Below are 24,385 nucleotides of genomic sequence, written 5' to 3'. Positions count from 1 at the left end.
CTGGTGATTCTGGTGGATCTCGACCTTGCCACGCGCGGTCACGAGGCCGAGCGTCTGGTCGTAGATCAGCTCATCGGCGCTCACCACGGGCGGTTCGCCCGTGGGGGCCGGGGCCTTGCTGGGCGGAGCCGGCTGCGGCTGGGCCGGCTGCTGCTGAGCCGATGCGCCGCTGGCCGTGAGAACGGCCAGGACGGAAACGGCGCCGAGAAAAGACGATAACCGGTTGATTCGTTTCACTGCCGCTTCCACGCTCCGACACGAGCCGTCGCCCCTTGTGCCGAATGCGAAGGGGCGAAGTCAACGTGCGTCGCGGCAGTGCTGCGATTAAGCCGCCGTCTCGGTCACCTCGGTGGCGGTGCTTTTGCGCCGGGGAACCGGGCGCAGCAGGAAAGCGGGGACGTGATCGCCGAGGCCGAGGACCGGCGTATCGTCATGATCCTCGCGGTGCGGACGGCGGCGATCACGGCCGCGATCCTCGCCGGGGCGGCTGCGATCCTCGCTGTTGGCCTCGTGGCGCGGGCGATCGTCGGGGCGGGGGGCGTCGCGACGCGGGCGGTCCGACACGGCGCGCGACCGGTCATCGGCCGGGCGCGAGCGATCGTCACGGCGCGGCTCGGACCGGCGTGGCCGTTCCTCGACCTGCGGTGCGGCGGCCTCGACTTGGGCGACCGGCTCTTCGACCCGCGGACGCGGCTCTTCCGTGCGGCGGGCCTCCGGTGCCGAATCGCTTCGGCTGCGGCGCTTCGGCGCCTCGGCACGGTCGCCACCACGGCGGCGGGCCTTGCCGCGCTGCTTGACCTCGTCCTCGGACAGGAAGCCTTCCAGGCCGATTTCGGGCAGCACCAGGACCGGGATCTGCTTCTTGATCAGGCTTTCGATCGCCTTGACCAGCCGCCCTTCCTCGGGCGCGGCGATCGAATAGGCCTTGCCGGTCTTGCCGGCACGGCCGGTGCGGCCGACGCGGTGGACATAGTCGTCGGCGTGGATCGGCACGTCGAAGTTGAAGACATGGCCGATATCGCTGACATCGATGCCGCGGGCGGCGACGTCGCTGCACACCAGCGTGGTGATCTCACCGCGCTTGAACTTGTCGAGAGTCTCGTTGCGGATCGACTGGACCAGGTCGCCATGCATCTGCCCGGCATTGAAGCCGTGGCTCTGCAGCGACTTGAACACCACCGACACGTCACGCTTGCGGTTGCAGAACACGAAGGCGCTCTTCACGTCCTCGGCCCGCAGCAGGTGGCGCAGCGCCTTGCGCTTGTCCTCGGCCTCGACGACGACGATGTGCTGCTCGAGCAGCTCGCCGGTGGAGGCCGGGGGGGCGACCGAGATCTGCTTCGGATTGCTCAGGAACGCTTCCGACAGGCGCCGGATCTCCGGCGGCATGGTCGCCGAGAAGAACAGGGTCTGCCGAAGCGGCGGCAGCAGGCCGACGATGCGCTCGATATCCGGGATGAAGCCCATGTCGAGCATGCGGTCGGCTTCGTCGATCACCAGGATCTTGACGTCGGCCAGCAGCACCTTGCCGCGCTCGAACAGGTCGAGCATCCGGCCCGGAGTCGCGATCAGCACGTCGACGCCGCGGTCCAGCTTCTTGACCTGCTCCTCGAAGCTCTCGCCGCCGATCAGCAGGGCGTAAGATAGCTTCTCGTATTTCCCGTACAGCTCGAAATTCTCGGCGACCTGGGCGGCCAGCTCACGCGTCGGCTCCAGGATCAGGGACCGCGGCATTCGCGCCCGGGCCCGGCCGGAGGCGAGGATCTCCAGCATCGGCAGGGTGAAGCCGGCGGTCTTGCCGGTTCCGGTCTGCGCAATGCCGAGAACGTCGCGACCCATCAACACGTAAGGTATGGCCTGGGACTGGATCGGGGTCGGAGTGTTGTAGCCGACATCGTCCACGGCACGCAGGATTTCGGGCTTCAGCCCAAGATCCGAAAAGAGAATCGTACAGGAATCTTCACTAATGGGGGCGCGCCGAGCGGCCCGCCGCAGGCTCTTTAGATGGGAAAACACCTCATCAAGTCAATAGAAACTATCGAGACAGTTGGGCATGGCTCACACTATCCCGGCGCGAGTCGCGTTGGCGGAGTGGGTAAAAAGGGAGAGGCGAGGCATGCTGCTGGATCGGGAAGACAGTGTTCTCCTGGTGGTCGATGTGCAGGAGAAGCTGGTGTCCGCGATGCATGATTTCGCGGCGGCACGGAAGGCGATCGAGACCTTGATCCGCAGCGCCGTGGCGCTCGGCGTGCCGGTGCTGTTCGCCGAACAGTATCCGAGGGGCCTGGGCCCGACGTTACCGGAACTGCTGGCGCTGGCGCCGGATGCGCCCGTGGTGCCGAAGGTCCGGTTCTCGGCGGTCGGCGAACCGGCGCTGCTCGACCATCTCGAGGGCATCGGCCGCCGCACCGTGGTGCTGTGCGGGCTGGAAAGCCATGTCTGCGTGCTGCAGAGTGCGGTCGACCTGCACGACACCGGCTTCCGTGCCGTGGTCGCGATCGACGCCACCACGGCACGCAATCCGCGCAGCACTGCGGTGGCGGAGCTGCGGCTGGTCCAGGGCGGGATCGAGATCGCAACCGCCGAGATGGCGTGCTTCGAGTGGCTGGGCCAGGCGGGGACCGACGAATTCCGCACCGTCAGCGCCTTCCTGCGATGAGCGGCCTTGAACGATGAGTCTGCCGGTTCTGTTCGTGCCGGGCCTGCTGTGCGATGCGGATCTGTGGGCGGCGCAGCTGGCCGCCGTTTCCGCGGCCCATCCGGTGATGGTGGCCAACATCGCCGGTGCCGACACGGTGGCGGCGCTGGCGCAGGCCGTGCTGGCCGAGGCGCCGCAGCACTTCGCCCTGGCCGCCCTGTCGATGGGCGGCTACGTCGCGCTGGAGATCCTGCGCCAGGCACCGCAGCGGGTGGTGGGGCTGGCCCTGGTCGACACCTCGGCCCGGCCGGACAGTGCGGAGCAGGCCCGCCGCCGCCGCGGCCTGATCGCGCTGGCCAGGACGGGCAAGTTCAAGGGGGTGACGCCGCGGCTGCTGCCGATGCTGCTGCATCCTGGCCGGCTCGACGATGCGGCGCTGACCGGCCGGGTGATGGCGATGGCCGAGCGGATCGGGCGCGAGGCCTTCCTACGGCAGCAGACCGCGATCCTGGGACGGCAGGACAGCCGGCCGGACCTGCCGCGCATCGGCGTCCCGGCGCTGGTGGCGTGCGGCCGCCAGGACGCGATCACGCCGCTTGAGGTGGCCGAGGAAATGGCCGGGCTGATTCCGGGCAGCGACCTCGTCGTCATCGAGGACAGCGGCCACCTCTCGACGATGGAACGACCCGAGGCGGTCAACGCCGCCCTGGGGTCGTGGCTCGGGCGGCTCTAGAAGCCGCCGCCGAAGAAAGGCGAGGTGTAGGGAAACAGCTCGATGGTGAGGTGGCGGATCAGGTCGATGAAGGCTGGGTCGTCCGGCCCGGTCGACTGGTCCAGGAAGCCGGTCACGGCCGAAGCCTCGCGGCCGGCGACGCAGAAGGCGGCGCGGACGATGATCGGGCGCTTGGCCGGCGCCGTGGTCCAGGTCTTCCGGTCGCACAGGTTGAACGGGTTGACCGCCGGCTGGGCGTTGAACACCACCGAGACGAAATAGGCGCGATTTTCGGTCGGGCCGGGCGTCGTGGTGAAGCGGGTCCTGGGGCCGACATAGGTGCTGGTCATGACCTGCGTCACCACCTGGTCGAAGCCGGGCGTGCCGAAGGGATTGCCCTGGATCGTGGTGCGCAGGTCGCGGCCATCGGCGGCGGCCGAGAATTCGACGCTGGAATAGAGGTCGTTGAGATCGCTGCGGACGATGCGGGGCCCGGTGCAGCCGACCAGAAGCAGCAGGGCCATGACGGCGGGGATGAAGCGAAGCGGGGTCATGCCCGGCCCTCCTGGTGGTGGCTGAGGCGAGCGGCGCGGCGGGGCAGGCCTGCCGGCCACCCCGCCGCCGGCCGTCACCGATAGGGGAACAGCTTCAGCGTCAGATCCTGCATCACGCTGACGAATTTCGGATCGTTCGGCCCGGTCGCCTGGTCGAGATAGGCGGAGACGGCGGACGCCTCGCGGCCGGCGATGCAGAAGGCGGCGCGGATCACGATCGGGCGCTGGGCCGGCGCCGTGGTCCAGGTCTTCCGGCTGCACAGGTCGAACGGGTTGACCTCCGGCTGTGGGTTGACCACCACCGAGACGAAATAGTCGCGTTTGGCAGTCGGGCCCGGGGTCGTGGTGAAGCGCGTCTTCGGGCCGACATAGGTGGCGGTCATCAGCTGCGTCACCGCCTGGTCGAAGCCGGGCGCGCCGAAGGGGTTGCCCTGGACCGTGGTGCGCAGGTCGCGCCCGTCGGCGGCGGCGGAGAACTCGACGCTGGAATACAGCGGCGAGATGTCGTCAACCACGACACGGCCGCCGCCGATGCCGCCGCCGGCGCAGGCGGCGAGGCCGATTCCGGCCAAAGCGAGGGTGGCGAGGGGCAGGAGGGGACGAAGGCGATGGGTCATGTTCGGTCTCGATGCGTTGGCGGCCGGTCCATCTGATATGGATCGACGCGAAGCGCCGCCCATGAACCGACTGTACACCTTTATACGGCGCATCCGCCCGGGCAGATGGTGCCCTGGGTCACATCCCCGCGACGAGATCTCAGATGTCGAGCTCGGTCGCCTTGTTCGCGTTCTGCTGGATGAAGCGCAGCCGCAGCTCCGGCTTGCGGCCCATCAGCTGCTCCACCAGCTCGGCGGTGCGGCGGCCGTCGATCTCGTCCTCCGGGTCATCGGTCAGCTCGACCCGCAGCAGCGCGCGTGTCGCCGGGTCCATGGTGGTGTCGCGCAGCTGCGCCGGCATCATCTCGCCCAAGCCCTTGAACCGGCTGATCTCGACCTTCTTGCCGGCGAACTGGGTGGCCACCACCTCGTCCTTGTGGGCGTCGTCGCGGCAATAGACCGTGGTGTTGCCGGCCTGCACGCGATACAGCGGCGGCTGGGCCAGGAACAGATGCCCTTCGGCGATCAGCCCGCGCATCTCCTTGTAGAAGAAGGTCATCAGCAGCGAGGCGATGTGGGCGCCGTCGACATCGGCGTCGGTCATGATGATGACCCGCTCGTAGCGCAGCTTGTCGCTGGCGTACTGGCCGCGCGTGCCGCAGCCTAGCGCCAGGGCCAGGTCGGAAATCTCCTGGTTGCCGGCCAGCTTGTCGGCGGAGGCGCTGGCCACGTTCAGGATCTTGCCGCGCAACGGCAGGATGGCCTGGGTCTCGCGCTTGCGCGCCGCCTTGGCCGAGCCGCCGGCGCTGTCGCCCTCGACCAGGAAGATCTCGGTGCCCTCGGGGGCGGTGCGGCTGCAATCGGCCAGCTTGCCCGGCAGGCGCAGGCGCGCGGTCGGGGTCTTGCGGCCATTGTCCTTGGCCTGCTTGCGGCGCAGCCGTTCCTCGGCCCGCTCGGTGAGGAATTCGAGCAGCGCCTCGGCCGATTTCGGGTCGGCCGACAGCCAATGGTCGAAATGATCCTTGATCGCGCTCTCGACCAGCTTGGTCGCCTCGGGCGAGGACAGGCGATCCTTGGTCTGGCTCTGGAACTGCGGATTCGGGATGAAGATCGACAGCAGGACGGCGACGCCGCCCATCACGTCGTCCGCGGTGATCTGGGCGGCGCGCTTGTGGTTGGCCAGCTCGGCGAAGCCGCGCAGGCTGCGCAGCAGGCCGCTGCGCAGGCCCTGTTCATGGGTGCCGCCCTGCGGCGTCGGGATCGTGTTGCAATAGGTGTGGACGAAGCCTTCGTCGTCGTCCGGCCAGGCCACCGCCCATTCGATCTGGCCGCCGCCCTCCGGGAAGGTGCCGGGGCCGGCGAAGGCGGTCGGGGTGCGCATCGCCCGGTCGTCCAGCGCCGCCTTCAGATAGTCGGACAGCCCGCCGGGGAAATGCAGCACCGCCTCGGACGGCGTGCGCTCGTCGCCCGTGACCAGGGCGGGGTCGCAGCTCCAGCGGATCTCGACGCCGCGGAACAGATAGGCCTTGGACCGCGCCAGCCGGTACAGCCGGCCGGGCTGCAGCCGGGCATCGGCGCCGAAGATCTCGGGGTCGGGATGGAAGGCGATGGTGGTGCCGCGCCGGTTCTGCACCGCGCCGCCGCGCTCCAGCGGGCCCAGGGCGGCACCGCGGGAATAGCGCTGCAGGAACAGCTGGCGGTCGCGCGCCACCTCGACCCGCAGGTCGTCCGACAGGGCGTTGACCACCGACAGGCCGACGCCGTGCAGGCCGCCCGAGGTGGCATAGACCTTGTTGGAGAACTTGCCGCCGGAATGCAGCGTGGTCAGGATGACCTCGAGCGCCGATTTGCCGGGGTATTTCGGATGGTCGTCGACCGGGATGCCGCGGCCATTGTCGCGCACGGTGACGAAGCCGTCGGCGTTGAGCGACAGGTCGATCCAGGTGGCGTGGCCGGCCACCGCCTCGTCCATCGCGTTGTCGAGCACTTCGGCGACGAGATGGTGCAGGGCGCGGTCGTCGGTGCCGCCGATATACATGCCGGGCCGGCGCCGCACCGGCTCCAGCCCTTCAAGGACCTCGATATCGCTCGCGGTGTAATGGTTGTCGGTCTTGCTGCCGGGGGCGAACAGATCTGTCATGATCCGGAGTCGGGATCTTCCTGTGGGTTTTCGCGCTGGTTCCCTCATATAGACCCTTCCGGCTCCTGACGTAACCAAATCTAGGATTTCATTGGTGACAACCCTCCTGCCCGCCGGGGTGCCGGCCCTCCGCACCATCGCCATGCCGAAAGACGCCAACCCGAACGGAGACATCTTCGGCGGCTGGCTGCTGTCGCAGATGGATCTGGCCGGCGCGGTGGTGGCCCATGAACGGGCGCGGGGCCGGACGGCGACGGTGGCGGTCGACGCCATGAGCTTCCTGGCGCCGGTGCAGGTCGGCGACACCGTCTCCTGCTACGCTGCCCTCAGCGCCACCGGCCGGACCTCGATGAAGGTGCGGATCGAAACCTTCGTGCAGCGCCGCAGCGACCACAGCGTGGTCAAGGTCACCGACGGCACCTTCACCTATGTCGCGATCGACGAGAAGGGCAAGGCCAGGCCGCTGCCGGCAGAGCCGACACTGACGGCCTGACAGCGGTGGCGGGCACTGGGGCCCTCACAGGCCCCAGGCATATCCGAACAGCGCCAGCACGTAGCAGGTGCCGAACAGCAGGGTGAGGGTCAAAGTCTCGCGGATGAAGGCCCAGTCAGACATGATGTTCCCTTTATGTTCCGTACGAGCGATAGGAACATAGAAGGAACATCGGGTCAAGCGACTCTCGCTCGCTTATTTTACGACGGCGATCGGCCTCGTTCGTCGGGACGCAGCGTCAGCACAGAGACGCCGGACGCCGTCACGGCCACGGTGTGCTCGAACTGTGCGGACAGCGACCCGTCCGTCGTCACGACGGTCCAGCCGTCTGCCTCGGTTCTCACATTCCGGCGGCCGCGATTGAGCATCGGCTCGATCGTGAAAACCATGCCCTCGCGGAGGGCGAGGCCGGTTCCCGGCTTTCCGAAATGCAGAATCTGCGGTTCCTCATGCATCTCGCGGCCGATGCCGTGACCGCAATATTCGCGGACCACGGAATAGCCGTTCCGCTTGGCATGCCGTTCGATCGCCCAGCCGATGTCGCCGAGCCGCGCGCCCGGGCGAACCTCCCGGATGCCCATCCACATGGCGTCGTAGGTCGCCTGGACCAGCTTCCTGGCCACGGGATGAACCTCACCGACGAGATAGGTTTTGCTGGAATCGGCGATATAGCCGTTCTTCTCCAGCGTGATGTCGAAATTGACGATGTCGCCGTCCCGAAGCACGTGCGATTGCGATGGAACGCCGTGGCAGACCACATCGTTCACCGAAGAGTTCAAGACAAAGCCATAGCCATACTGGCCTTTGCTTGCTGGTCGCGCCTGAAGATCATCGACGATAAACCGCTCGACCAGCGCGTCGACCTGAAGGGTCGACATGCCGACAAGCGCGGTTCGATCCAGCAGCCCGAACACGGACGCGAGGAGCCGGCCGGATTCGGCCAGCAGCGCCAGTTCCTCAGGCTTCTTCGTCATGCTGCGTTCACGGCCAGCAGCTGGGCCGAAACACCTGCAGCACTGAGTTCGCGCTTGATGATTTCGGTGAAGCTGAGCGTCGGATTGGTCTCGCACAGCATGCCGATCTTGATCCAGTAGGCGGCTTGCGCGTTGATGGACCGACAGGCCACTTTGCTCGACCGGCGCAGCAGATCGTGCAGATCGTCGTCGATGTTCACGATGCCCATCGGGGTCCTCGGCTATAATATGTATATGAACCGTATATAGATCGTATGCGGGAAAGCAAGGGCAGTGTGTGGAAGCCCGTAATGGATCCAGAGCCTAGGTGGACAGCCCCGCCTTGCGCCGTTTCGGGCGTGGTGCGGCATTCACCCGCCGGGCGGCGCACAGCGCATCGCGGGCCCAGGCGCACAACTCGTCCGCGTCATCCTGGATCTCGTCCGGTGCCCGGTGATAGCTGGTCAGGGCCGGCCGGTCGGCCATCGGGCGGAACGCCCCGAGGCCGCGCGTGGCATAGCCGGGGCGGGTGAGGTCGTCGACCTTCAGGTACAGCACATCGCGGGAGATCAGGGCGAAGGTCAATCCGTCCAGCGACAGGCCCCAGCCGCCGAACATCCGCCGCGCCATGATCGGGCCGATCGGCGCCAGGCGGTCGAGCAGGTCGGTGATGAACTCAGGCTGCGGGGGCATGATCGCTGATCCTATGCCGGCCGGGGCCGGCGGCCCGTTCGGCCAGCAGCGCCGCCGGGCCGGCCAGCGCCATGGTGGCGGCCATGGCCAGCGGCGTGCCGTCGGACAGCAGCGCCGCCCCTGCCGCCACCCCGGCCGACACCGCCAGTTGGACGAAGCCCAGCAGCGCCGAAGCCGCCCCGGCGATGCGGGGATGCCCGGCCAGGGTGCAGGCGATGCCCTGCGGCACCACCACGCCGATGCCGACGATATAGCAGGCGACCGGCAGGATGAACGCCAGCAGACTGCCATCCAGCAGGTACAGCGCCAGCAAAGCGAAACCGGACAGGCAGCACAGCACCACGCCGATCGTCAGCACTGTCGTCACCGACAGCCGCCGGCCGAGGGCGGCGCTGAGCTGCGACCCGATCACGAAGCCGACCGGCAGCACCGCGAAGACATAGCCGAAGCGGGCCGGTGGCACGCCCCAGTGACCGATGATGGCGTAGGAGGAGCCGGCGATGAAGGTGAACAGCCCGGCGAAGGCGCAAGCGACGCACAGCGTGTAGGCCATGAAGCGCCGGTCGCGCAGCAACGTGGCGTAGCTGTGCAGCAACTGGTGGCGCAGGGTGGCCGGGCCCGAACCCTGCGGCCGGCTTTCGCCCAGGCCGAAGGCGACCGCGGCGGCCAGCGCAAGGCCGGCGCCGGCCAGGACCAGGAAGATGCTGGGCCAGCCGAAATGGTTGAGCAGGGCGCCGCCGATGAACGGCGCCAGGGCCGGGGACAGGCCGATGATGGTGCCGAGATGCGCCATGGTCCGGGCGGAGCCGTCCACCGGATAGCTGTCGCGCACGATCGCCATGCCGACGACACCACCGACGCCGGCGCCGAGCGCCTGCAGCAGCCGCCAGGCGATCAGCATCTCGACCGAGGCGGCCAGCGCGGCACCGATGCAGCCCAGCGCGAACAGCAGGAAGCCGCCGATCAGCACCGGCCGGCGGCCCAGCCGGTCGCTCAGCGGGCCGATGAACAGCTGCCCGCCGGCGGCGCCGAGCAGATAGACGGTCATGGTCAGCTGCATGCGGCCGGGGGCGGCGCCGAGCTGCGCGCCGATCGTCGGCAGCGCCGGCAGATACATGTCGATCGCCAGCCCACCCAGGGCGGCGATGGCGGCCAGCAGCACCAGGAAGGAGCGGCTTCGTGGGCGGATCATCGGGGCAGATCCTCGGCGTGATCCTGCCGGCAGCCTATCGGCCCGGCGCCGTCTCGATCAACCTGTCAGGCCTGACAGGGGGCGACCCGCCGGCAGCGGGTCGCCCCCGGCCGGCTTACCAGTAGCCCTTGCCCTTCAAATCGCCGGCCACGGCGCCGGCGGCACCGCCGACCAAGGCGCCGATGCCGGCATTGCCGCCGGCGATCGCGCTGATCGCGGCGCCGCCGGCCGCGCCGATGCCGGCACCGGTCAGCGTGGTCTGCTCCTCGCGGGTCAGGTTGCTGCAGCCCCCGGCCAGCAGGGCGCCGCACAGTGCCACGGGCAGAAGAATCCGCTTCATCATCGCTCCCTCCTCACTTCTTCCGGGGTTGGACCTTGGCCACGTCGGTGACGAGAACCTCGATCACCGCACGTGAGGTCTGGTCGGGATGGGCGACGTAATAGGCGTCGATCGCCGAGGAGATGTCGGTCAGCGTCATCGGCTCCAGCTTGGTGACCAGCGCGTTGATCATGCCCGGCCGGGTGCGGCGGTCGTCCTTGCGCAGCTGGTATTCGATCGAGATGACATTGGCGGCGCCGACCAGGAATGCCTTCTTCTCGGCGTCCGAAGCCTTGGTCCAGTGCTCGCCGGTCACCAGCGGGACATCCGCCGCCCGCACCGGCGTCGTCGCGACGGCGGCGAGCAGCGCGACCCCCAGCAGCAGGGGTTTAATGGATATTGTTGCCATTACGACCTCCCGAACAGAAATGGTCCGCCATTCTTTCGACGTTCGGGGGCGATAATCAATAGAGATGGGGCGGCGACGGCCCGCCCGTCGGCGATGGCCGGTAACGCTGGCTTAGAGGCCGTCTGGAAACGGGTTGGCGTGAGTCGGCTGGTGGTGGCTTTGAGGACCCGGCGCGCAGCGGACATGGTCGTCCGTGAGCACCGGAAGCCGAGATGCCGCCATCAGAAGGCCGCGCCGGCCCGTTTACAGACGGTCTCTTACCAGTAGCCCTTGCTCTTCAGATTCCCGGCCACGCCGCCGACGGCACCGCCGACCAGGCCGCCGGCCAGCAGGCTGCCGCCGGTCAGGGCGGTCAGGGCGACGCCGCCGGCCGCACCGATCCCGGCGCCACTCAGCGTGCCCTGCGCCTCGCGGCTCATATGGGTGCAGCCCGAAGCGAGCAGGGCGGCGGCGAGGGCGATCGGCAAAAGGCGGCCGGGCAAAAGGTAGGCGGGCAGGCGGCGGGTCATGCGGGTCTCTTCGGCAATCGGGTATGATTCGGCTGTCCAGGCAACGTCGCTCCGTCTCGATTGTTCCCATCCGTGTCGTCGTGGCCGGCCTCGCGGCGAAGATCCGCGACCAGGGACTGGACCCGGTCGACGAACCACAGGATCGCGGGGTCGGCGCGCAGCCGGGCCGGCCAGAACAGGGCGACCTCGAAGGACGGGGCATCGAAGGGGAGGGGCTGCGTCGCCAGGCCGAAGCGGGCGGCGTGCATCCGGGCCATCAGCCGGGGCACCGTGCCGATCGCCGCGATTTCCTTCAGCACGAAGGGCAGGGTGGTGAAGCGCACCAGGGTGGCGATGACGCGGCGGCGGGCGCCGATCCGTGCCAGGGCGTCGTCGATCAGGCCCCAGCTGTCGCCGCGCGGCGAGAACAGCAGGTGCGGCAGGGCCAGGTAGCGGTCGAGCGGTATCTCCGCCGCCCCGATCCGGGCGGGATCGAACAGGATCTCGAAGCCGTCGCTGTACAGCAGCCGGCTGGGCACGGCATCGCCGAGGTCACGCAGCGAAGAGGACAGGACGACATCGGCGTCGCCCGAGGCCAGCGTGTCGGCGACGGCGGTGAAATCGGTGCTGCGCAGCACCAGCGTCACTCCCGGCGCCTCGGCCTGCAGCAGCTGCAGCAGGCGCGGCACCAGCAGGAACTCGAAATCGTCGGGCGAGGCGAAGCGGATGGTGCGGCGGATCCCGGCGGGGTCGAAGGCCGGTGGCTGGAACACCGCTTCATGCACACCCTGCAGCAGCGGCGCGACGCGCTCATACAGCGCCACCGCCCGCGGCGTCGGCTCCATCCCCCTGGGACCGCGGACGAACATCGCATCGCCGGTCAGATCGCGCAGCCGGCGCAGCGCCATGCTGATCGCCGGCGGGCTGACGAACAGCCGCGCCGCCGCCCGGCGCACGCTGCGCTCGCGCATCAGCGCGGTCAGCACCAGCAGCAGATTCAGGTCCAGCCGGCGAAGATCAGTTTCGCTGAATTCGAAGTTCATCCTATTCACTGTTCCTGAACTTCACCGTGGCGGCAACAGTGGTCGGCGAGATCCAGACACAGTTTCCGAGGACGACATGCGTGCCATCATCGTGCCCCGCCACGGCGGCCCCGACGTGCTGACGCCGGCCGAACGCGACCGGCCGGTGCCCGGGCCGGGCCAGATCCTGGTCGAAACCCGGGCGATCGGGGTGAACCCGGTCGAGGCCAAGACTCGTGCGGGCATGCTGCCGGACTGGGCGCCGCCCTTGCCCTATATCCCGGGCCATGAGGCGGCCGGCCTGGTGCGGGCGGTCGGCCCCGGCGTCGACGGCTTCGCGCCGGGCGACCGGGTGTTCGGCAATTTCGCCGCCAGCGGCACCTATGCCGAGCTGGCCCTGTTCACCGCGGACTGGTTGCGGCCCCTGCCGGACCGGGTCAGCTTCGCCCAAGGCGCCTGCATCGGCATCCCCTATGTCACGGCCTATCGCGCTTTGGTCCAGCTGGCCAAGGCGAGGCCGGGCGAAACCGTGCTGGTCCATGGCGCCAGCGGCGGCGTCGGCACCGCGGCGGTGCAGATCGCCCGCGCGGCAGGGCTGCAGGTGGTCGGCACCGCCGGCACCGCGGCGGGGCGCGACCTGGTGCTGCGGGAAGGGGCGCATCACGCCGTCGACCACGGTGCCGAGGACAGCGTCGACCAGATCCGGGCGGCGACCGGTGGCCGGGGCCCGGACATCATCCTGGAGATGATGTCGCAGCGGAACCTGAACCGTGACCTGGCGCTGGTGGCCTATGGCGGCCGGATCTCGCTGGTGGCGAACACCGGCCGGATCGACCTCGACCTGGCGCTGACCAGCCGGACGGTGGCGCTGTACGGCGTCAGCCTGGTCGATGCGCCGGTGGGCGAGATCGCGCAGGCCCTGGCGGCGATCGGCGCGGGGCTGGAGGCGGGAACGCTGCGGCCGGTGGTCGCCCGCGAATTCCCGCTGGCCGAGGCGGCCGCGGCTCATCGGGCGCTGGAGGCAGGCGGCGCGCTGGGCAACCTGGTGCTGGTGCCCTGATCCAATGGAGGTTCGGGTGCGGTGGGGACCCCGCCGCACCCGAACCCGGTCCTAGAGCACGAAGTCCCCTGCGGCGAGGGTGTGGCTGCCCAGCAGAACGATGGTCAGGTCGGCATGGCCGTCGCCGTCGATATCGGCATGGACCGCCGTGTTCAGGCCGTCGGTGACGAAGCGCAGCTCGCCGGCATGGCCGGTGAAGGCATCGCTGCCGATGAAGGTGAAGGCGGTGTCGCCATTGCCGGCATTGCCGTCGGCGTCGATGGCGCCGAGGTCGATCCGGTCGCCCTGCGATTGGTGGAAATCGACGATCAGGTCGCGCGTTTCGACGGATGTGCCGGTGTCGGCGGCACTGCTGTAGACGAAGCTGTCGGCGCCGGCGCCGCCGATCAGCGTGTCGGCGCCCGCGCCGCCCTCGATCCGGTCGTCGCCCAGGCCGCCGACCAGCCGGTCGCCGCTGCCGCCGCCCGCCAGGGTGTCGTCGCCGCCCAGGCCGCGCAGGATGTTGCCGCTGTCGTCGCCGGTCAGGGTGTCGCCGAACTGGCTGCCGTGGATCGCCTCGATGCTGTCGGTGAAGACGTCGCCCTCGGCGTTGCCGCCATGGTTCTCATGCGTGGCCAGGTTGACCGACACCGCCGCGCCGCTTTCGGAAGAGGTGACGGTGTCGATGCCGGCGCCACCGGTCAGCGTGTCGGCCCCGGCGCCCCCGCGCAGCAGGTCGTTGCCGTCACCGCCGTCCAGCCGGTCGCTGCCGTCGCCGCCCGAAAGATGGTCGTTGCCGGCGCCGCCGGCGATGGTGTCGTCGCCGGCCAGGCCATGCAGGGTGTTGCCGCCGGCATCGCCGGTCAGCACATCGGCGAAGCGGCTGCCATGAATGCTCTCGATGTCGTTGCTGATGACGTCGCCTTCGGCGGTGCCGCCATGCGCCTGGTGGGTCAGCAGGTTGATGCGCACGCCTTCGGTGCTGTCGCTGTAGGTCACCGTGTCGAAGCCGGCACCGCCGCTCAACACATCGGCGCCGGCGCCGCCGTGCAGCAGGTCGTTGCCCGCGCCGCCGTCCAGCGTGTCCGTGCCGTCGCCGCCGGAGATCTTGTCATTGCCGCTGCCGCCGGTGATGACGTCGGCATCGGCGCCGCCTCGGATCCAGTCATTGCCGGTGCCGCCGTCGACGACGTCGAAGCCGTCACCGCCATCGATGATGTCGTCACCGTCGCCGCCGGTGACGACATCGAAGCCGTCACCGCCGTCGATGACATCGTTGCCGGCACCGCCGCTGACGATGTCGCTGCCGCCGCGCGCGTCGATATGGTCGTCGCCCGGCGTGCCGATGAGGATGTCGGAGCCGTCGGTGCCATGGATCGTGGTCATGTGCATTCCCCCGTTGCGAAGTTGGATCACGCCCTGGTGGAGGCCATGCGCCCATCGCCGTCCGGCGGCTCCAGGGGCCGCGCCCGGGCCGTCTGTCGGGACAATGGGGGCCGCGGCGACCGTCCGAAGGATCAGCGGCCGCGGTTGTGCATTGGATCGAAGAGTTCAGGTCTGATGAAACTGCACCGCGGCGCCGCGGCGGGAATCAATAAAATGATCTTTTCCCTCCAAACAGAGCGAAGCCTGTATATCGCGGTTTTGAAGGAGTCAGAAATGGAATCTTAAGATTTTAAATCTGTCGATATCGAGTTGCACAAAGGAATATGGTTCGGATTTTAAGTGTTTCCCTTTGCGTTATTTGCGGCGATCTCGCGCCGTGTTTTGAGAAAATCTTCGGCGAATTGTCGGCGTACCCGGCTGGCCGGGCACGCCTGCGGATCCGGCGGGGTCAGGCCCATCCCAGCCTGGCGGCGAATGTGCCGTCGCTTTCGATGCGGGTGAGGACGAAATCATCCACCAGCTTCGGACGATCAGGGTCGATTTCGAGGTCAATCGCCAGGATGAACTGGTCGTGGCCGGCCAGCGCGTCATTCATGACGCTGCGGGCGACGGAGAGGGTGAAGATCTCGGCATCGCCCTGGGTGCTGTCCCGGTCGCTCAGGCGGCCGATCTCGATATCATTGATCGAAACCTTGTGGCCGCGGCGGCCGTCCCAGGTTTCGACGTCTTTGGTGTGGAAAACCAGCCCGCTCGCGGCGGCCTCACCGTCGATCCAGGTCTTCTGGAACGGCAGCCGCAGCGTGTGGCCGACATACTGCGCATCCAGGAACAGGCCGGGATTGCTGCCGAGATGGTATCGCGTGCTCGCCCACAAAATCTTCATGACCGAATTCCTCGCATGTGCCGGCCAGGCTTGGCCGTCCAGTGGGAATGGTCGATCGGATCGCATCGCGCGGGATATGCCATGTTGCCATGGCCTTATGCGGTCACACGGCCGGCGCGGGGCCTTCAGGCTGCCGGGGTCAGGTGCCCGCCGCGACTGAGGAAGGCGGCCAGGCGTTCGCTGTCGGGCCGGGTGAAGATCTTCTCCGGCGGGCCCTGCTCGGCAATGCGGCCCTCGTTCATGAAGATGATCCGGTCCGCCACCTCGCGGGCGAAGCGCATCTCATGCGTGACCAGCAGCATGGTCATGCCGTCATCGGCCAGGCCCTTGATGACGGCCAGCACCTCGTTGACCAGTTCCGGGTCCAGGGCCGAGGTCGGCTCGTCGAACAGCATCAGCTTCGGGTTCATGGCGATGGCGCGGGCGATGGCGACGCGCTGCTGCTGGCCGCCGGACAGCTGGCTCGGGTAATGGTCGCGCCGCTCCGCCAGCCCGACCCGGCCCAGCCATTGCTCGGCCAGGGCGCGGGCCGCGTCGCGCTTCATGCCCTTCACCTTGACCAGGCCGAGCATGACGTTGCCGGCGGCGGTCAGATGCGGGAACAGGTTGAAGCTCTGGAACGCCATGCCGGTCATGGCGCGCTGCGCCGCGATCGCCTTTTCCCTCAGCCGGATGCGGCGGCCGCCCTCGCTGCGATAGCCGATGGCCTGGCCGTCGATGTGGATGCTGCCCGCCTCGAACTCCTCCAGCAGGTTGACGCAGCGCAGCAGCGTGGTCTTGCCGGAACCGCTCGACCCGATCAGCGCCACCACCTCGCCGGCCGAAACCTTGAGGTCGATGCCCTTCAGCACCTCGTTCTGGCCGAACCGCTTGTGGACGCCCTCGATCTCCAGGATGTGACTCACAATCGGGTCCTCACTTCAGGGCGTAGCGGCGGCCGAGCGACTTGCCGAAGCGCTCGATCGCGTAGTTGATGACGAAATAGATCGCCGCGGCCAGCAGGTAGAACTGCATGCTCATGTAGTTGCGGCTGATGATCTCCTTGGTCGCCAGCAGCAGCTCGGTCACCCCGATGATCGACAGCAGGGTGGAGGTCTTCACCATCTCGGTCGCGGTGTTGACCCAGGTCGGCAGGATCTGGCGCAGCGCCTGGGGGATCAGGACATAGACGATGGTCTGGCGGAAGGTCAGGCCGATCGACTTCGCCGCCTCGGTCTGGCCCTTGGGGATGGCCTGCAGCGCGCCGCGCACGATCTCGCCGACATGCGAGCCGCAGAACAAGGTCAGGGCGAAGATGCCAGCCTGCACCGCGGTCAGCTGGATGCCGATCACCGACAGGATGTAGAAGGCGGCCAGGATCAGCACCAGCACCGGGGTGCCGCGGATGAAGTCGACATACAGCCGCGCCGGCCAGCGGACCGGCTTCGGGCCGTAGGTCAGGGCCAGGCCGATCAGCGTGCCGAACAGGGTGCCGGCGACGATCGACAGGGCGGAGATCTGCACCGTCAGCCACAGCCCGTCCAGCAGCGCCCAGCGTGCGACCCAGACCTGTTCGAGGAAGGCGTCCATGACAGTCTCCTCAGCCCACCCGCACCCTGGCCTCGAGCTGGCGCAGGAGGAAGGCGATGAGATAGCAGGTGGCGACATAGAGCAGGCTGGTGATCATCCAGGTCTCGATCACGCGGAAGCTCTCGGTGTTGATCTTGCGGGCGTAGAAGGTCAGCTCCGGCACCGCGATCGCGGCGGCCAGCGAGGTGTCCTTGAACAGCGAGATGAAGTTGTTGCCCAAAGCGGGCAGGGCGTTGCGCAGCATCAGCGGGAAGGTGATCGACCGCCGGATCTGCATCGGCGTCAACCCAATGGCCATGCCGGCCTCGCTCAGGCCCTTCGGCACCGCCAGCAGTCCGGCGCGGAACACCTCGACCAGATAGGCGCCGGCATAGATCGACAGCGAGATGATGAAGCTGGTGTCCTTGCTGAACCGGCTGCCGGCCTTGGGCAGGGCGAAGAACAGGAACAGCAGGATGATCAGCAGTGGCAGGTTGCGGAACAGGGTGACGTAGCCGGACGCCACCCCGCGCGCGATCCGGCTGCGCGACGTCGCCGCGAAGGCGCCGACCAGGCCGATGCCGCAGCCGATCAGGATCGACAGGAAGGCCAGGCCGAGGCCGAGCGCCAGCCCGCTCAGCAGCAGGTCCCAATTGTCCCAGACGACGCCGAAATTGAACTGGTAGTTCACGCGATTCTCCGTCCGCGCCGACCCCTGATCGCAAGACCGCAGAGCCCGTTCGAGAATGCGCTGGCGTGAGCCGAATGGTGGGGGTTTTGAGAACCGGCGCGCAGCGGACATGGTCGTCCGTGAGCACCGGAAGCGCAAAAACCTCCATCAGGCGGCCACGCCAGTAGCATTATCGAATGGGCTCTCAGCGCATTTCCATCGGGAAGCCGATGGCGGGGGCCGGCGGGCGCTGGCCGAACCAATGCTGGAACGAGGCCGAATAGGTGTCGAACTCCACGCCCGTCATCGCCTCGCGCAGCGCGGTGTTGACGAAGTTCAGCCAATCCTGGTCGCCCTTCTTGACGGCGCAGGCATAGCTTTGCGGGTTCCAGCCATAGCCGGCGTCGAGGTAGCGGTCCGGGTTCTGCTGCATGAACCAGCGCAGCGACGACGCGTCGGTTGCCACCGCATCGGCGCGGCCGGAATTCAGCGCCTCGTAGATCAGGTCGGTGCTCTCATACTGGTCGACCGCGGCCTGGGGCAGGGCGGCATGCACCATGTCCTCGGCGTAGACGTTCTGCAGCACCGAGATGGTGGCGCCGCTGCCGGCCGCCTTCAGGTCGTCATAGCTCTTGTACTTGCCGTCCTTGAGCAGCAGCAGGCCGACGCCCTCGCGGTAGTAGGGCACGGTGAAGTTCACCTGCTGCGCCCGGCTGGCGGTCACGGTGATGAACTGGCAGGTGATGTCGACCTTGTCGGTGGTCAGGTTCGGGATGCGGGCATCCGAGGACTGGACCACGAATTCGACCTTGCTCGGGTCGTTGAACAGGCCCTTGGCGATGATATGGGCCATGTCGATGTCGAAGCCGGCCAGTTCGCCCTGCTCGGTCTTGAAATGCCAGGGTGGGTTGGTGCTGCCGGTGCCGACGATCAGCTTGCCGCGGCTGAGCACCTCCTGAAGCTTGTCCTGGGCCAGGGCGGCGCCGGCGCTGCCCAGCAGCAGGGCGGCGGCACAGGCCGATAGCAGGGTCCGGGTGACGATGCGCATCTGAGCCTCCAAGTTTCTATCTGTCCGGTATTTCGGACAACTATCTTGTATGTCGGACACATCAGACGATAATCTCGCAGTCGCGCGAATGCAAGAAAGGTGGCATTCGTGACGAAGTGCCGGGAATCAAAAGGGGCGAGGGCGGATGGCGGATGCGGTCGAGCGGGGGCGGGAGCGGGGCATCGACCGGGTGGTGGCGATCCTGGAGCATCTGCAGGAACGCCGCGCGCCGGTGCGGATGGGCGAGCTCGCCAAGGCGATCGGGGCGCCGCGCTCGACCCTGTACGAGATCGTCGGCCGGCTGACCGCGGCGCGGATCCTGGAGCCGGTGGGCGATGGCGGCGCGGTGTTCTTCGGCCGCGCCATGCACTATTACGCCCAGACCTATGTCGCCGGCGTCGACCTGCTCAGCCGGGCCCGGCGCGAGGTGCTGGGGCTGGCGACTGAGACCGGCGAGACGGCGCAATGCTGCATGCTGGACGGCGACAAATACGTGGTGATGCTGAACGAGCCCGGGCGGCGCACCTTCCGCATCACGTCGGAGGTCGGGATCCGGCTGCCGATCCCCTGGACTGCCTCGGGTCGGCTGCTGGTGGCGCATATGACCGGGGCGGAGATCGCCGGCTTCATCCCGGACGAGGACTTCACGCTGCCATCGGGTGACCGGATCGGGCCGGCGGATTTCATCGCCGAGACCGAGGCGGCGCGGGCGCGCGGCTATGCCATGACCAAGGAGCTGGTGGACCGCTTCACCTGCTGCCTAGCGGCGCCGGTGGTCGACCATGACGCCCGGGTGGTGGCGACCCTGTGCCTGGTCACCCCCTTGGACACGCCGGAGGAGCGGCGGCAGGCGCTGCTCGACACCCTGATCGCCGCCGCCCGCCGCCTGTCCCTGGCCCCGCCGGGGGCGGTGGGGCTGTAGGGGCGGACCAGCTTGCCCGGGCATTGCGGCCGGCGCAGACTTTCGCAAGGCCGCGATGATCCGGCCGGGGTCGGTCCGCCAGGGAGGTGACGGGATGTCTCGATTGACGGGTCCGCCGCAGGACGGGCGTCACCCCGACCTGATCTATCGGGTGCACAGCCTGCTGCCGGGCAATGGCATCTCGGTCCCCGGGATCTTCCTGGTGTCGGCCGGCCTCGTGCTGGCGGGCAGTATCGCCGCGGCAATCTATGCGCTGCTCCTGCTGGCAGCCCTGCTGCTGGCCGTCGCCGCCATCCTGCTGTGGAAGGGGCTACGCTGGCGTGCCGCACGGCGCCGCTATGCCCGGCAGACTGGCACGCCGGACCTCGGCTATTTCCAGGCTTGGGACGGAAGGCGCGGCGAGGCAGAGGTGCGCGAGGAGGCCGAGGCGATCGTCCGGGGCCACCGGTCGCGCGATTGAGCGAAAGCCCGGATTTCAAGTGTCAGAAATCGGTGAATAATCGTATGTCTCCGGACGCATCGAACGGCGGCGGCTGTGTCTAGGATCTTGCCAGTCGGCGCCCGGCATTTTGTGAAATTCATTATCTACATACAGGAATTATTATGACGCAGTGGTTTTACGTTCTTACCGGTGGCTCGATCGGCAGCCATCAGCTCCTGTCGGTCGACGTTCCGACGGATCTCGGAGCGAAGGATTCCGGGCTGAACGGCGCCACCATCTACATGATGGAAGCCGATTCTGAGTACGTTCAGTATTCGCTGCCCGTCCCGGGCCAGATGTGGCAGTTGACGGTCGACGGATACATCGTCAGCGCCCTCAATCCCAATTACGTCCTTGGACTCAGCGGCACCAACGCGGTCCTGGTGTCTCGCTCGTCCGGCGATGCCAGCCAGCAATGGGAGTTCCGGTGGGCCAAGGACAGCCAGAACGTGATGCTGGGCACCTTGTACAACACGGGAAACCAGCAATACCTGACCGGGGGCAACCCCTGGAGCTGGCAGCCCATCTTCACGCAGGGCATGCCCGATGGCGGGCCGACAGGCATGATGCAGTGGTACATCCAGCCGACCTCGCCGCCGACGGGGCAATTGCTGTCCATCCAGAGCGTCGGTGCCGGCAGTTCGCCGCCGATGGTCGTCAATATCGACGGGGGTTCGCTGGCGCCCGGGGCGGACACGATCCTCTACGAGGCCCAGCCCAATGCGGCGAACGCGATCTGGAAATACACGCCCGATGGCTTCCTGCTCAGCACGCTCAATCCTGGCCTCGCCCTCAGCCTGAACGTCAATGGCGGCACTGGCGCAGATGGGGTGGCGACCTATCCGAAGCAGCCGATCGACACCAGCTTCCAGCAATGGTCGTTCTACCTGGTGGACCCGAAGGCCGGGACCTACCTGATCGTCAATCAGCAGAACATGCAGGCGCTCGGCCTCACCGGCACCAGCAATGGCAATGCGCTGCGGACGGCGCCGCCCGACACGACCAACAGCTGGCAGCTCTGGACGGTCAGCCCGACCTATCCGCTCGGTGTGGTGCTGGCGCAGCCGACGATGGGCTACCCGGCCTTTACCGGCGATGAGGCCACGGCCTATTCCTACCTCAACGGCAAGCTGGGGCTCACCGAACTCGGCACCGATCTGCGGTCGCAATACGCCAACCTCGCCGCGCCGCTGTCCGGTTACCAGTCCCGCATCAACACGATCGCGACCGCCGTCGTGCTGCAGCACTCGTCGAAGGACAAGAGCCCGCCGTCGGGCCTGCCCGGCATCGACGCCATGGTGACGATGGTGGATCAGTTGAGCGAGGAGCTGATGGCGGCCCAGGCCGTGCAGCAGCTGTTCCAGCAATTGACCATGTTCCACACAGAACTGGCCACGGTGGCGACGAATGCCACGGCGGAGGTCATCGCGGATGCCGAGATCGATACCCAGTCCCCGCAGCAGGTCCAGGTCAGCTCGGCTTCGATCTTCGAGGGGCTGATCTATTCGGCGCTGTCCGCCGGGTCGATGCTGACCGAGTTCGGTGGTGCCGCGAAAGTGATCGGCCTGACGCTGCCGGTCATCGCCAACCTCTATCAGACCGGCGTGAGCACGGCGTCCTCCTACAAGCAGTCGCAGGCGCAGAACGCCAAGAAGGAACAGGATGAGGAGATCCTCTACGACTTCCTGGGCGAGGTGTCCCAGGTGCAGCAATTCCTGGTCGACAGTTTCAATGCCATCGGCAACGCCCTGGCGATGGCCGAATCCATCATTCTCGGCGACAGCTTCAAGACCCGTACCGTCGCCGCGATGACGGCGATCCCCAGCGGCGGCAACTCGCTGTTCTGGCCGCCAGAGCAGGGGCCGCTGCTGATCACCCGCCTGCTGCCGGGCTACGAGATCGGGGTGCTGCAGGCGCTGCTGCCGACGCGGTACCAGCTCTACACCGGAACCTGGATCAATGCCCCGAGCCTGGCGTCTTACGACAATATCCCGCCGCAGAATGCTCCGAGCTACTGCGTCTGGAGTGAGACGATCAACCAGGGCCTGAACGGGTACACAACCCACTGGCTCGCCGGGATCGACGCGAAGAACGGCATGAGCGGATATCCCGGCCAGGCGACGATGAACCTGTTGTGGAGCAACAATGTCCGGCCGTTCAATTTCTACCGGCAGCAGGCCGGCTGGGGTGGCTTCTCCTCCCAGGAGATGTGGCTTGGCGACAACCAGACCATTCTGATGTTCCGGAACTACACGAGCTCGGCCCTGACAATCGGCCTGCAAGGCGGGGATTATTATACGTTCGGCTTGAACGGCCCCACGGTCACGTCGTTGAGCCTGCCTCCTTATGGCTATCAGAGCGTGGTGATCTTCAGCGACAAGGGCTCAAAGCCCTCGGCCGAGGTGACGGTGACCACGTCCGACGGGACCACGGTCTGGTATACGAAGTCGGCCGGGTACGACACCTGCACGCCCGTCACCTGCTCCAACGGCTTCGCCACCTATCCCTACAATTCGTCGAATGCCCCCGTCCTGCTCAACTCCAGCAGCGCGACCGGCTCCGGCGGATGCGAGATCGGTATCGCCTTGGCGCAGAGCTGAGGCGCCGGCCCGCCGGCCGGGTCTCGGCCGGCCGGCGGGCTTGCGCTGACGCAGATTTCGGGGAATAGGGGACGGGATCGATCCGCGCCGCAGGGGGAGGGCCCGACCGATGTCCCAGACCGATGACGGGGTCATCGACGCGTTCCTGGTGCGCCGGCTGATTGCCACCCAGTTCCCGCGCTGGGCCGGCCTGCCGGTGCGGCCGGTCGCGCGCGGCGGCTGGGACAACCGGACCTTCCATCTCGGCGACGACATGCTGGTGCGGCTGCCCAGCGCGGCGGGCTATGCCGAGCAGGTGGCCAAGGAGCAGCACTGGCTGCCGCGCCTGGCGCCGCTGCTGCCGCTGCCGATCCCGGCGCCCTTGGGGAAGGGCCAGCCGGGCGAGGGCTATCCCTGGGCGTGGTCGATTTATCGCTGGCTCGACGGCGAACCCGCCTCGGCCGGCGGCATCGTCGATCTCCGCCGCTTCGCGACCGATGTGGCCGCATTCCTGGTCGCGCTGCAGCGGGCCGACGCAACAGGCGGGCCGCCGGCCGGGCCGCACAATTTCCACCGCGGCGGGCCGCCCGGCTTCTATGACACCGAGACCCGGCAGGCGATCGCCGCCCTGGACGGCCGGATCGACGCTGCCGCGGCGACCGAGGTGTGGCAGGCGGCGCTGGCCGCCGCCTGGCAGGGCCCGGCGGTCTGGTTCCATGGCGACATCGCCGTCGGCAACCTGCTGCTGCAGCAGGGCCGGCTGAGCGCGGTGATCGATTTCGGCACCTCCGGCGTCGGCGACCCCGCCTGCGACCTGGCAATCGCCTGGACGCTGTTCGAGGGCGACAGTCGCGCGGCGTTCCGCGCCGCCCTGCCGCTCGACCCCGGCACCTGGGCCCGCGGCCGCGGCTGGGCGCTGTGGAAGGCGCTGATCGTCCATGCCGGGCTGCCGGGCACCAACAGCCGCGAGGCCGAGGCGTCGCGGCGGGTGATCGCCGAGGTGCTGGCCGACCACCGCCGCTTAGCCTGACGGGCTATCGCCCTGTGCCCGTTACTCCCAGGGCGTGCCCGACACCTGCCGGGTGGCGACGTTCAGGCGGTTCCAGACATTGATCAGGCTGATCGACAGCACCAGGGCGCCGAGCGCCACCTCGTCGTAATGGCGGGCGGCCTCGTCCCAGATCGCGTCGGGCACCGGGTCCGGCTGGTCGCTGATCCGGGTCAGCGCCTCGGTCAGCGCCAGCGCAGCGCGCTCGGCGTCGCTGAAATAGGGCGCGTCGCGCCAGGCCGCCACGGTGAACAGCCGCTCATCGGTCTCGCCGTCCTTGCGGGCGATGCGCGGATGCATGTCGACGCAGACGCTGCAGCCGTTGATCTGGCTGGCACGCAGATGGACCAGATGGTGCGTCCGCGACGGCACCCCGCTGTGTTCGGTGGCCGCGCCGAGGGCCTGCAGGGCCTGGATCGCGCCGGGAACGATGAGGGCCGGATTCTTCATTCGGGCTTGCATGATCGGTGTCCTTGGAACGAGTCAGAGAGATGGGACGACACCATCCCGGCCGATTGCCGTGTCACACCGGCCGGGTTTCGTTCGTCATCGCCATGACGGATGACGCAGCG

At 67.9% G+C, this 24,385-nt stretch carries 28 protein-coding genes; 8 read left to right on the top strand and 20 right to left on the bottom strand.

Annotation, left to right across the window (positions count from 1 at the left end; all coding sequences use genetic code 11):
• A partial coding sequence (locus tag AC3XYG_RS09425; RefSeq protein WP_489139564.1) for a hypothetical protein occupies positions 1 to 237 on the bottom strand: 237 nt, incomplete at its 3' end.
• Between the two features lie 87 nt (positions 238 to 324).
• Positions 325 to 1,947: a DEAD/DEAH box helicase gene (locus AC3XYG_RS09420; protein ID WP_489139565.1), complete on the bottom strand. Its 1,623-nt coding sequence runs from the start codon at positions 1,945 to 1,947 to the stop codon at positions 325 to 327.
• Between the two features lie 169 nt (positions 1,948 to 2,116).
• On the opposite strand from AC3XYG_RS09420, the gene AC3XYG_RS09415 reads away from it, so the two are divergent.
• Positions 2,117 to 2,659, top strand: a complete 543-nt coding sequence (locus AC3XYG_RS09415) for an isochorismatase family protein (protein WP_489139563.1) — start codon at positions 2,117 to 2,119, stop codon at positions 2,657 to 2,659.
• Positions 2,660 to 2,672: 13 nt separating this feature from the next.
• Positions 2,673 to 3,371 carry an alpha/beta fold hydrolase gene (locus tag AC3XYG_RS09410; RefSeq protein WP_489139562.1) on the top strand — a complete coding sequence of 233 codons (699 nt, stop codon included), beginning with the start codon at positions 2,673 to 2,675 and terminating at the stop codon, positions 3,369 to 3,371.
• On the opposite strand, the gene AC3XYG_RS09405 is transcribed toward AC3XYG_RS09410, so the two are convergent.
• The 3 genes from AC3XYG_RS09405 to parE form a co-directional block, all read right to left on the bottom strand.
• Positions 3,368 to 3,904, bottom strand: coding sequence for a hypothetical protein (locus AC3XYG_RS09405; protein WP_489139561.1), 537 nt, complete (start codon positions 3,902 to 3,904; stop codon positions 3,368 to 3,370). The genes AC3XYG_RS09410 and AC3XYG_RS09405 overlap by 4 nt on opposite strands.
• A 74-nt stretch (positions 3,905 to 3,978) precedes the next feature.
• Positions 3,979 to 4,521, bottom strand: coding sequence for a hypothetical protein (locus AC3XYG_RS09400; RefSeq protein ID WP_489139560.1), 543 nt, complete (start codon positions 4,519 to 4,521; stop codon positions 3,979 to 3,981).
• A gap of 139 nt (positions 4,522 to 4,660) precedes the next feature.
• Positions 4,661 to 6,640, bottom strand: a complete 1,980-nt coding sequence (gene parE, locus AC3XYG_RS09395; RefSeq protein WP_489139559.1) for a DNA topoisomerase IV subunit B — start codon at positions 6,638 to 6,640, stop codon at positions 4,661 to 4,663.
• Positions 6,641 to 6,734: 94 nt separating this feature from the next.
• Between parE and AC3XYG_RS09390 the strand changes: the two genes are divergently transcribed.
• Positions 6,735 to 7,133, top strand: a complete 399-nt coding sequence (locus AC3XYG_RS09390) for an acyl-CoA thioesterase (protein WP_489139558.1) — start codon at positions 6,735 to 6,737, stop codon at positions 7,131 to 7,133.
• Positions 7,134 to 7,333: 200 nt separating this feature from the next.
• Here the strand turns inward: AC3XYG_RS09390 and map are convergent, their stop codons facing one another.
• The 8 genes from map to AC3XYG_RS09350 form a co-directional block, all read right to left on the bottom strand.
• Positions 7,334 to 8,107, bottom strand: coding sequence for a type I methionyl aminopeptidase (map, locus tag AC3XYG_RS09385; protein ID WP_489139557.1), 774 nt, complete (start codon positions 8,105 to 8,107; stop codon positions 7,334 to 7,336).
• Positions 8,104 to 8,316: a ParD-like family protein gene (locus AC3XYG_RS09380; RefSeq protein ID WP_489139556.1), complete on the bottom strand. Its 213-nt coding sequence runs from the start codon at positions 8,314 to 8,316 to the stop codon at positions 8,104 to 8,106. Before AC3XYG_RS09380 ends, map begins: the two co-directional genes overlap by 4 nt.
• Before the next feature lie 94 nt (positions 8,317 to 8,410).
• Positions 8,411 to 8,779: a TfoX/Sxy family protein gene (locus AC3XYG_RS09375; protein WP_489139555.1), complete on the bottom strand. Its 369-nt coding sequence runs from the start codon at positions 8,777 to 8,779 to the stop codon at positions 8,411 to 8,413.
• Positions 8,763 to 9,971 carry a multidrug effflux MFS transporter gene (locus tag AC3XYG_RS09370; RefSeq protein WP_489139554.1) on the bottom strand — a complete coding sequence of 403 codons (1,209 nt, stop codon included), beginning with the start codon at positions 9,969 to 9,971 and terminating at the stop codon, positions 8,763 to 8,765. The genes AC3XYG_RS09375 and AC3XYG_RS09370 overlap by 17 nt, the downstream gene beginning before the upstream one ends.
• 115 nt (positions 9,972 to 10,086) lie before the next feature.
• A complete protein-coding gene (locus tag AC3XYG_RS09365; RefSeq protein ID WP_489139553.1) occupies positions 10,087 to 10,314 on the bottom strand; it encodes a YMGG-like glycine zipper-containing protein in 228 nt (75 codons plus the stop codon).
• 10 nt (positions 10,315 to 10,324) lie between these two features.
• Positions 10,325 to 10,699 (bottom strand): hypothetical protein, encoded by a 375-nt coding sequence (locus AC3XYG_RS09360; protein WP_489139552.1) that lies wholly within the window; start codon positions 10,697 to 10,699, stop codon positions 10,325 to 10,327.
• 257 nt (positions 10,700 to 10,956) lie between these two features.
• Positions 10,957 to 11,208 (bottom strand): YMGG-like glycine zipper-containing protein, encoded by a 252-nt coding sequence (locus AC3XYG_RS09355; protein WP_489139551.1) that lies wholly within the window; start codon positions 11,206 to 11,208, stop codon positions 10,957 to 10,959.
• On the bottom strand, positions 11,205 to 12,230 hold the full coding sequence (locus AC3XYG_RS09350) for a LysR family transcriptional regulator (protein WP_489139550.1): 1,026 nt from the start codon (positions 12,228 to 12,230) through the stop codon (positions 11,205 to 11,207). Before AC3XYG_RS09350 ends, AC3XYG_RS09355 begins: the two co-directional genes overlap by 4 nt.
• 76 nt (positions 12,231 to 12,306) lie before the next feature.
• On the opposite strand from AC3XYG_RS09350, the gene AC3XYG_RS09345 reads away from it, so the two are divergent.
• Positions 12,307 to 13,269, top strand: a complete 963-nt coding sequence (locus AC3XYG_RS09345; RefSeq protein ID WP_489139549.1) for an NADPH:quinone reductase — start codon at positions 12,307 to 12,309, stop codon at positions 13,267 to 13,269.
• A gap of 51 nt (positions 13,270 to 13,320) precedes the next feature.
• On the opposite strand, the gene AC3XYG_RS09340 is transcribed toward AC3XYG_RS09345, so the two are convergent.
• The 6 genes from AC3XYG_RS09340 to AC3XYG_RS09315 all read right to left on the bottom strand — a co-directional run bounded on the left by AC3XYG_RS09340 (position 13,321) and on the right by AC3XYG_RS09315 (position 18,783).
• Positions 13,321 to 14,634, bottom strand: coding sequence for a calcium-binding protein (locus AC3XYG_RS09340; RefSeq protein ID WP_489139548.1), 1,314 nt, complete (start codon positions 14,632 to 14,634; stop codon positions 13,321 to 13,323).
• Between the two features lie 448 nt (positions 14,635 to 15,082).
• Complete coding sequence (locus AC3XYG_RS09335) at positions 15,083 to 15,517, bottom strand: hypothetical protein (RefSeq protein ID WP_489139547.1); 435 nt, start codon at positions 15,515 to 15,517, stop codon at positions 15,083 to 15,085.
• A 125-nt stretch (positions 15,518 to 15,642) separates the two neighbouring features.
• Positions 15,643 to 16,422, bottom strand: coding sequence for an amino acid ABC transporter ATP-binding protein (locus tag AC3XYG_RS09330; protein ID WP_489139546.1), 780 nt, complete (start codon positions 16,420 to 16,422; stop codon positions 15,643 to 15,645).
• Positions 16,423 to 16,432: 10 nt separating this feature from the next.
• Entirely contained in the window at positions 16,433 to 17,086 is a 654-nt protein-coding gene (locus AC3XYG_RS09325) for an amino acid ABC transporter permease (protein ID WP_489139545.1), read from the bottom strand.
• A gap of 10 nt (positions 17,087 to 17,096) precedes the next feature.
• Positions 17,097 to 17,756 carry an amino acid ABC transporter permease gene (locus AC3XYG_RS09320; RefSeq protein ID WP_489139544.1) on the bottom strand — a complete coding sequence of 220 codons (660 nt, stop codon included), beginning with the start codon at positions 17,754 to 17,756 and terminating at the stop codon, positions 17,097 to 17,099.
• A gap of 184 nt (positions 17,757 to 17,940) precedes the next feature.
• Complete coding sequence (locus tag AC3XYG_RS09315; protein WP_489139543.1) at positions 17,941 to 18,783, bottom strand: transporter substrate-binding protein; 843 nt, start codon at positions 18,781 to 18,783, stop codon at positions 17,941 to 17,943.
• Positions 18,784 to 18,928: 145 nt separating this feature from the next.
• On the opposite strand from AC3XYG_RS09315, the gene AC3XYG_RS09310 reads away from it, so the two are divergent.
• The 4 genes from AC3XYG_RS09310 (at position 18,929) to AC3XYG_RS09295 (ending at position 23,795) form a co-directional block, all read left to right on the top strand.
• Positions 18,929 to 19,705 (top strand): IclR family transcriptional regulator, encoded by a 777-nt coding sequence (locus tag AC3XYG_RS09310; protein ID WP_489139542.1) that lies wholly within the window; start codon positions 18,929 to 18,931, stop codon positions 19,703 to 19,705.
• A 94-nt stretch (positions 19,706 to 19,799) separates the two neighbouring features.
• Positions 19,800 to 20,165 carry a hypothetical protein gene (locus AC3XYG_RS09305; protein ID WP_489139541.1) on the top strand — a complete coding sequence of 122 codons (366 nt, stop codon included), beginning with the start codon at positions 19,800 to 19,802 and terminating at the stop codon, positions 20,163 to 20,165.
• A 143-nt stretch (positions 20,166 to 20,308) separates the two neighbouring features.
• Positions 20,309 to 22,786: an RICIN domain-containing protein gene (locus AC3XYG_RS09300; protein WP_489139540.1), complete on the top strand. Its 2,478-nt coding sequence runs from the start codon at positions 20,309 to 20,311 to the stop codon at positions 22,784 to 22,786.
• A gap of 109 nt (positions 22,787 to 22,895) precedes the next feature.
• Positions 22,896 to 23,795, top strand: a complete 900-nt coding sequence (locus tag AC3XYG_RS09295; RefSeq protein ID WP_489139539.1) for an aminoglycoside phosphotransferase family protein — start codon at positions 22,896 to 22,898, stop codon at positions 23,793 to 23,795.
• A 21-nt stretch (positions 23,796 to 23,816) separates the two neighbouring features.
• Here the strand turns inward: AC3XYG_RS09295 and AC3XYG_RS09290 are convergent, their stop codons facing one another.
• Positions 23,817 to 24,275, bottom strand: coding sequence for a carboxymuconolactone decarboxylase family protein (locus AC3XYG_RS09290; protein WP_489139538.1), 459 nt, complete (start codon positions 24,273 to 24,275; stop codon positions 23,817 to 23,819).
• Positions 24,276 to 24,385: the final 110 nt, after the last annotated feature.

The organism is Inquilinus sp. (genome assembly GCF_057815775.1).
Note: the sequence above shows the minus strand (reverse complement) of the source record. Positions and strands in the feature narration are given on the sequence as shown.

Excerpts from the sequence above, each read along its gene's own strand:
- AC3XYG_RS09415 (WP_489139563.1), top strand. The coding sequence starts at position 2,117 with ATGCTGCTGGATCGGGAAGACAGTGTTCTCCTGGTGGTCGATGTGCAG.
- AC3XYG_RS09410 (WP_489139562.1), top strand. The coding sequence starts at position 2,673 with ATGAGTCTGCCGGTTCTGTTCGTGCCGGGCCTGCTGTGCGATGCGGAT.
- AC3XYG_RS09405 (WP_489139561.1), bottom strand. The coding sequence starts at position 3,904 with ATGACCCCGCTTCGCTTCATCCCCGCCGTCATGGCCCTGCTGCTTCTG.
- AC3XYG_RS09400 (WP_489139560.1), bottom strand. The coding sequence starts at position 4,521 with ATGACCCATCGCCTTCGTCCCCTCCTGCCCCTCGCCACCCTCGCTTTG.
- parE (WP_489139559.1), bottom strand. The coding sequence starts at position 6,640 with ATGACAGATCTGTTCGCCCCCGGCAGCAAGACCGACAACCATTACACC.
- map (WP_489139557.1), bottom strand. The coding sequence starts at position 8,107 with ATGACGAAGAAGCCTGAGGAACTGGCGCTGCTGGCCGAATCCGGCCGG.
- AC3XYG_RS09380 (WP_489139556.1), bottom strand. The coding sequence starts at position 8,316 with ATGGGCATCGTGAACATCGACGACGATCTGCACGATCTGCTGCGCCGG.
- AC3XYG_RS09375 (WP_489139555.1), bottom strand. The coding sequence starts at position 8,779 with ATGCCCCCGCAGCCTGAGTTCATCACCGACCTGCTCGACCGCCTGGCG.
- AC3XYG_RS09370 (WP_489139554.1), bottom strand. The coding sequence starts at position 9,971 with ATGATCCGCCCACGAAGCCGCTCCTTCCTGGTGCTGCTGGCCGCCATC.
- AC3XYG_RS09365 (WP_489139553.1), bottom strand. The coding sequence starts at position 10,314 with ATGATGAAGCGGATTCTTCTGCCCGTGGCACTGTGCGGCGCCCTGCTG.
- AC3XYG_RS09360 (WP_489139552.1), bottom strand. The coding sequence starts at position 10,699 with ATGGCAACAATATCCATTAAACCCCTGCTGCTGGGGGTCGCGCTGCTC.
- AC3XYG_RS09355 (WP_489139551.1), bottom strand. The coding sequence starts at position 11,208 with ATGACCCGCCGCCTGCCCGCCTACCTTTTGCCCGGCCGCCTTTTGCCG.
- AC3XYG_RS09350 (WP_489139550.1), bottom strand. The coding sequence starts at position 12,230 with ATGAACTTCGAATTCAGCGAAACTGATCTTCGCCGGCTGGACCTGAAT.
- AC3XYG_RS09345 (WP_489139549.1), top strand. The coding sequence starts at position 12,307 with ATGCGTGCCATCATCGTGCCCCGCCACGGCGGCCCCGACGTGCTGACG.
- AC3XYG_RS09340 (WP_489139548.1), bottom strand. The coding sequence starts at position 14,634 with ATGACCACGATCCATGGCACCGACGGCTCCGACATCCTCATCGGCACG.
- AC3XYG_RS09335 (WP_489139547.1), bottom strand. The coding sequence starts at position 15,517 with ATGAAGATTTTGTGGGCGAGCACGCGATACCATCTCGGCAGCAATCCC.
- AC3XYG_RS09325 (WP_489139545.1), bottom strand. The coding sequence starts at position 17,086 with ATGGACGCCTTCCTCGAACAGGTCTGGGTCGCACGCTGGGCGCTGCTG.
- AC3XYG_RS09315 (WP_489139543.1), bottom strand. The coding sequence starts at position 18,783 with ATGCGCATCGTCACCCGGACCCTGCTATCGGCCTGTGCCGCCGCCCTG.
- AC3XYG_RS09310 (WP_489139542.1), top strand. The coding sequence starts at position 18,929 with ATGGCGGATGCGGTCGAGCGGGGGCGGGAGCGGGGCATCGACCGGGTG.
- AC3XYG_RS09305 (WP_489139541.1), top strand. The coding sequence starts at position 19,800 with ATGTCTCGATTGACGGGTCCGCCGCAGGACGGGCGTCACCCCGACCTG.
- AC3XYG_RS09300 (WP_489139540.1), top strand. The coding sequence starts at position 20,309 with ATGACGCAGTGGTTTTACGTTCTTACCGGTGGCTCGATCGGCAGCCAT.
- AC3XYG_RS09295 (WP_489139539.1), top strand. The coding sequence starts at position 22,896 with ATGTCCCAGACCGATGACGGGGTCATCGACGCGTTCCTGGTGCGCCGG.
- AC3XYG_RS09290 (WP_489139538.1), bottom strand. The coding sequence starts at position 24,275 with ATGCAAGCCCGAATGAAGAATCCGGCCCTCATCGTTCCCGGCGCGATC.